Source organism: Streptosporangium sp. NPDC006013 (assembly GCF_040614275.1).
GTDB lineage: Bacteria > Actinomycetota > Actinomycetes > Streptosporangiales > Streptosporangiaceae > Streptosporangium.
In genome coordinates this window covers 1-6,123 of the sequence record NZ_JBEXUE010000552.1, presented here as the reverse complement: position 1 = coordinate 6,123, position 6,123 = coordinate 1, and the positions used below count along the sequence as shown (strand labels likewise).

The 6,123-nt window shown below is 71.7% G+C and carries 4 protein-coding genes and 1 pseudogene; 1 reads left to right on the top strand and 4 read right to left on the bottom strand.

The genetic code is table 11. The annotated features are described in order from the left end of the window. Positions 1 to 52: 52 nt before the first annotated feature. Both ABZ260_RS44670 and ABZ260_RS44665 read right to left on the bottom strand, forming a co-directional pair. A complete protein-coding gene (locus tag ABZ260_RS44670) occupies positions 53 to 958 on the bottom strand; it encodes an ABC transporter permease subunit (protein WP_355558290.1) in 906 nt (301 codons plus the stop codon). Further along, a complete protein-coding gene (locus tag ABZ260_RS44665; protein ID WP_355630216.1) occupies positions 955 to 3,546 on the bottom strand; it encodes a CocE/NonD family hydrolase in 2,592 nt (863 codons plus the stop codon). The genes ABZ260_RS44670 and ABZ260_RS44665 overlap by 4 nt, the downstream gene beginning before the upstream one ends. A 226-nt stretch (positions 3,547 to 3,772) precedes the next feature. On the opposite strand from ABZ260_RS44665, the gene ABZ260_RS44660 reads away from it, so the two are divergent. Next, entirely contained in the window at positions 3,773 to 4,933 is a 1,161-nt protein-coding gene (locus ABZ260_RS44660) for a hypothetical protein (RefSeq protein ID WP_355630213.1), read from the top strand. On the opposite strand, the gene ABZ260_RS44655 is transcribed toward ABZ260_RS44660, so the two are convergent. Together ABZ260_RS44655 and ABZ260_RS44650 are read right to left on the bottom strand one after the other, a co-directional pair. After that, complete coding sequence (locus ABZ260_RS44655; protein WP_355630211.1) at positions 4,891 to 5,922, bottom strand: CopD family protein; 1,032 nt, start codon at positions 5,920 to 5,922, stop codon at positions 4,891 to 4,893. The genes ABZ260_RS44660 and ABZ260_RS44655 overlap by 43 nt on opposite strands. Beyond that, a pseudogene (locus ABZ260_RS44650) lies at positions 5,919 to 6,123 on the bottom strand (copper resistance protein CopC); the annotation flags it as partial. The gene ABZ260_RS44655 and the pseudogene ABZ260_RS44650, both read right to left, overlap by 4 nt.

Below are 6,123 nucleotides of genomic sequence, written 5' to 3'. Positions count from 1 at the left end.
GCGAGACACCACCTGACCGATCCTCGCCACGGCAAGATCCGCAGGACAGGGCCTAGGAGACCACGTCCTTGCTCCGGAAGCGGCGGAAGGCGAACGCGATCAGAATCGCCGAGTAGGTGACCGCGACGGCCACCCCCTTGAGCATGCCCTCGTAGGAGGGCTGGGGCGCCAGGGCGTCCAGCCACGCGTTGTTCCAGAAGGTCGGCAGGAACTCCCTGAGCGAGCCGAGCGCCTCGACCGCCTGCAGGATGTTACTGACGATCACCAGGCCGACCGCGCCGCCGACCGCGCCCAGCGGGGAGTCGGTGCTGACGGAGAGCAGGAAGGCCAGGGCCGCGACCACGAACTGGCTGACCAGGGCGTAGCCGATCACCACGCCGAACCGGGGCAGCACGTCCAGCGCGGCGATCGTCTCGCCGGTCCCCGGCACCCGGACGTCGTTCCAGCCGAAGGCGAGGGTGCCGGCCAGCAACGCCATCACCGGCAGGCAGACCACCGCCGCCGCCGAGTAGCCCATCGCGACGACCAGCTTCTGCCGCAGCAGCCGGTCGCGCGGGATCGGGGAGGCCAGCAGGTAGCGCAGCGACGACCAGCTGGCCTCGCTGGCCACGCTGTCGCCGCAGAACAGTGCCACCGCGACCACCAGCAGGAAGCTCGCGGACACCGACAGGGCGAACGCGGCGAAGTTCAGGCCGCCCTCGACGGCCAGGTCGGAGATGCGCAGCGAGGTGCCGGGCTGCCCCGACCCGGCGCCGACCTTGAAGGCGATCACCAGGATCCACGGCAGCGCGAGCAGCAGGCCGAACATCACCAGCGTGCGGCGCCGCTTGAACTGGCGGACGATCTCCACGGCGAGCGGCAACGTGCGGCCCGGCGCGTACCCGCGCGCCGAGCCGTTTCGCGAGAGGCCGCCCGGAGAGCCGGTCGGGGTGGTGAGGGCGGCGTTGGAGTCGCTCATGCCTTGTTTCCGATCAGGTCCAGGAAGACGTCCTCCAGGCGGGTGCCCGAGCCGTTGACCGGGGTGCGGCTGGCCAGCAGCTCGCGCACGGTCCCGGCGGTGACCAGGCGCCCGCGGTGCATGACCACCGCGTGGCTGCAGGTCTGCTCGACCTCCGACAGCAGGTGGCTGGAGACGATGACGGTGCGGCCCTGATCCGCGTAGCGGATCAGAACCTCGCGCATCTCGCGGATCTGGGGCGGGTCGAGCCCGTTGGTGGGCTCGTCCAGTACCAGCAGATCGGGCAGGCCGAGCATGGCCTGGGCGATGGCCAGGCGCTGGCGCATGCCCTGGGAGTAGGTGCGGACGGCGCGGTCCAGGGCCTTGCCGAGCCCGGCGATCTCCAGGGCCTCGGCGAACCTGGCGTCCTCGGCGGGCCGCCCGGTCGCCTTCCAGTACAGCTCCAGGTTCTCGCGGCCGTTGAGATGCGGCAGGAAACCCGGTCCCTCGACGAACGAGCCGAGCCTGGACAGGACCGGGGCGCCGGGCACGACCCGGTGACCGAAGATCCGGATCTCGCCGCCGTCGGGCCGGATCAGGCCCATCAGCATGCGCAGGGTGGTGGTCTTGCCCGCCCCGTTGGGGCCGAGCAGGCCGAGCACCTGGCCGTGCTCCACGGTGAACGACAGGTCGTCCACCGCGCGCTCGCCGTTCCGGTACGCCTTGGTCAGCCCACTGATCCGCAGCGGTACGGAGTCCAGTTCGGGATCGTGCTCGTCGGTGGTGCGGCGGCGCCCGGCGAGCAGCAGGACGGCCGCGACGACGAGGGATGCCAGCGGCAGCGCCCAGATCCACCAGGCGGGGCTGGTCGAGGGGGTGCGCAGGGCGGCGTGGGTGGGGACGGTCACGGCCGGAGAGGCCAGGGCGACCTGGTGGACGGCCGGGGCCGTCGGGGTGCTGTAGGCCAGGTCGGTGGTGGTGAACGCGACCCGCAGCCGGTGTCCGACGTCGAATCTGTGGTCGATGGCGGGCAGGGTCACCGTGGCCTCGCCCGAGCCGTCCGCACCGATCGCGATCCTGAGCGGGGCGACGAGCCCCTCGGGCAGGACCGGCGCCTGGGTCGCGCCCGCGACGTCGTAGAGCTTGGCGAACAGGGTGACCTCGCCCGCCGGGCTCTTCGTCCCGTCGCTCCCGGCCCGCGCGCCGGGCGCGGGTTCCGAGGTCACCCGGACCCGTACCGTCGAGCTGCCGGTGACCTGGAGCGGGGCGGTCAGCGGGGCGGAGTCGAAGGTGGCGCTCTGCCCCGCCATGTCGATGGACAGGTTCACGCCTGAGCCACCGCCGAGGCTGCCGAAGCCGGGCACCGCGGAGATCGAGGAGGGAGAGCCGCCGGGCGGGCCGGCCACCGGCTGTTCGGGGCCGCTGAGCGGTACGGAGGTCTGGCCGCTGCCCGACAGTCCGGGGTAGCCGTCGGCCGTGGCGTGCAGCTGGACCGGGCGGCGGGTGCCGGGGTCGCGGCCGCCGTCGCGGGTGACCGTGAAGGCGCCGCCGGCCTGAGCCGCGTCGCCGGTCTCCTTCAGGTAGCGGTCGAACCAGCCGAGCGTTCTTTCGTGCAGCCAGTCGACCTCGCCGTTGCCGCCGTCGTGGCCGCCGTCGAACCAGGCGACCTGCACCGGGGCGCCGGTGGCGGCGATGGCCTTGGCGTTGGCGTCCGCGTGGCCCAGCGGGAACAGCGAGTCGCGCTGTCCCTGCAGCAGCAGCGTCGGAATCCTGATCTTCCCGGGCACCGAGATCGGGCTCGACCTGCGCAGCGTCTCCACCGCGCTCGCCGTCGCCCGGCCGCTCTGGGCCACCTGCTGGTACATGTCGCAGATCTCCGGCAGGAACCGGCCGCAGCGCACCTCCTCGGCGGTGAGCGGCCGCTGCTCGCCTTCGTCGTCCCCCTGGCCGGGGCCGAGGGCGGCCGGTGCGGGGCCGCCCCTGCTGAAGAAGAGCCCGGCCCACATGCGCTTGAACACCCCGTTCTGGGGCCCCTGCCCGGTGGCGTCGGGGAACAGCGCGTCGGCCAGGTCGTACCAGGTGATCTGCGGGACGATCGCGTCGATCCTGGGGTCGTGGGCGGCGGCCATCAGCGCGATGGCCCCGCCGTACGAGCCGCCCGCGATGCCCACCCGCGGGTCGCCCGCCGCGTCGAGCCGGACCTCGGGCCGCTTCGCGACCCAGTCGACCAGCTGGCGCACGTCCTTGACCTCGTAGTCGGGGGAGTTCAGCGCGATCTGCCCCGAGGAGCGGCCGAAGCCCCGCGCCGACCAGGTCAGCACGGCGTAACCGTCCTGGGCCAGCCGCACCGCGGCGTCCCTGACGCTCTGCTTGCTGCCGCCGAAGCCGTGCGCGAGCAGCACCGCCGGAGCCCTGCCGCCTCCGGCGGGAGGGAAGAAACTCGCGTCCAGCGTGACCCGCTGGTCGTCGCCCGGCCCGTCGAGCACTGTGATCATCTGCTCCTGGGCCCGTACGTCCGGTGCGGACGGCCAGACCAGCCAGGCCACGACGCCGACGGCCAGCACGGCGACCACCGCGATCCAGGTGGCCGACCTTGCCCCACGTTTCACCAGTTCTCCTTGAGCGTGGGAATCCCCTCCCGGCGAAAGAGGGAGGGATGTCACGGCGTGAGCTTACTGATCCAAGCTGAGATGCTCCTGAGACGACTCTCAGGAGCGTCCCCGCGGGTCATCCAAGCAAGGATGATCACCTGTGCCGGAAGGGTGACGGTCGCCCCGATGGCTCGGGGATGTCCCTGATTGCGGACTGAGGTGGAGGGCGGCATCATTTCGACACGTGAAGCCAGTAGAAAGCCTCCGAAGAAGAGCCACTCCGGTCATCGAGTGGGCTCTGCCGTATTGGACGCGAGGAAAGGCCGGCAGGGAGACCCCGGAGGACCTGTTCAGGCTCCTCTACTTCGGGTGGCTGGTGGCTTTCTCCTTCAAGGTGCTCGGGGCGTCCTGGGACGTCTCCTGGCACTTCAAGTGGCTCCGTGACGATCTGGCCCCGCCGCACCTGCTCAACAGTGTCGGCACCGCCATCGCCCTCGCGCTCACCATCATCCACATCTACACCGGCTACGGCGTCGACAAGCTCGCGCAGCGCCTCATCACCTGGGGCACGGCGATCTTCCTGATCGCGGTACCGCTCGACCTGATCAACCACCGGGTCAACGGGCTCGACATCACCTCGTGGAGCCCGTCCCACCTGATGCTCTACATCGGCACGCTCTTCATGGTCTGCGGCGTCCTCTGGGGCTGGTTCATCCGGGCGGTTCCCGGCCGGACGCGCACGCTGGTCCTCGGCGGGCTCTTCGTCTTCCTCTTCGAGAACGTCTGGTTCCCGGAACAGCACCAGGAGTACGGGGTCTACGGCCTCGCCGCCTGGGACAGGGGCGAGCCGGACGCGGAACCGATCCTGATCAGGTTCGCCGCCGACCAGATCGGCCTGCCGGTGGACGACAGGGCGGTGGCGCTCCACTTCACGCTGCCCGTGCCCGACCAGCTCTACCCGCTCTACGCCGTGATCGCCGCCATGCTGGTGGCCGTCTGCGCCCGGGCGATGATCGGCCGGATGTTCTCCGCCACCGCGGTGGTCGGCGCCTACGTGGCCTTCCGCGCCCTGATCTGGCCCCTGCTCGCGGTCGCCGACTTCCCGCACTCGGCGGTGCCGGTCTTCCTGATCGCCGGGGCGCTCGCCGTCGACCTGGCGTTCCTGATCAGAATGCCCGTGGTCAGGGCGCTGGTCGGCGCACTCGGCGTCACCCTCATCGTCGACCAGGCGCTCCGCTTCCAGCACGAGACGCTCATGGCGCCCCCGCTGGTGCCCCTCACGACCATGCTGATCGGGGGAGCGGGACTCGCTGTCCTGTGGCTGGCGGCCGAATGGGCGTGCGGCCGCTACACGCTCCGGGCTCAGGACAGGGAGGCCGTGGTCAGCGCCACCGCCACCCCGTAGGCGAGCCCCATCACGGTGATCTCGGCCGCCGCCCACGCGACGACCGCCGTCGCCCGCCGCTCCGCGATGTGCGGCAGCAGGCGGAAGCGGATGTGGGCGGCGAACGGGATCAGCAGCGCCACACAGGCGACCTTGACCACCACCAGCGGGCCGTACTCACCGCGCAGCAGCGCCCCCGGCAGTTCCACCCCGGGGGTGAGGGCCATCGTGGCGAGCCCGTTCACCAGCCCGGAGACGCTGACCAGGACCAGCGCCAGGGTGGCCAGCCTGGAGAACTTCGGCAGTACCCGCGCCAGCAGCTCCCGGTCCGCGGCGACCAGCAGGATGATCGTGAGCAGGCCGCCGGTCCAGGCCGCCGCGCCCATCACGTGCAGCTCCATTGAGATCATGATGGGGTCGTGCCAGACCGAGTCGACGGCGTGGCCGGTGACCGGGATCGGCAGCAGCCCGAAGAAGGCGATCACGATCCGCAGCTCGGCGGGGACCTTCTCGCCGTACCGCACGGCCAGCAGCCCGATCCCGGCGTAGGAGAGCGCGCAGGCGGCGCTGAAGAGCATGCCCTGCCCGGCGCCGACGCCGTCGACGTACGCGGCGATCATCGACGGAGTGGGGATCAGCCCGGGGTTCAGCTCGGCCGTCTGGAAGACGATGATGACCAGTGCCAGCAGCGCCCACGCCCAGGCGAAGGTCACAGCCATCGGCCGCGCCCGGCGCATCACCGGCTCGGTCCGCTCGGGGTCGTCGAACCCGAGCATCTTCGGCAGCAGGCTCAGCCCGACCACCGCCACCGCCGCCAGGTCCAGCAGCACCCGCAGTACCGGCAGGCCGTACTCCACCAGCGGCCCGGGGATGACGATCCCCGGCACCGCCTCCTGCGCGGTGAACGCGGTCGCGGCCAGCACGGCCAGCACGGCACCCGACACGAACCCGCCGGCCACCAGCCTCCTGGCGGTGCCGGCCTCGGGGACCCGCTCGGTGGTCACGGTCATCTCGCGCCCCCCTCCTTCGTACGGCGCATCGCCACGACGGTGGCCCCGCCGAGCAGGACGATGGAGGCGGCGATCCACAGCACCGCCATCCCGGCCCCGCCGTTCTGCGCGGCCTCGGCGGGGCCACCGTCGTGGCGATGCGCCGTACGAAGGAGGGGGGCGCGAGATGACCGTGACCACCGAGCGGGTCCCCGAGGCCGG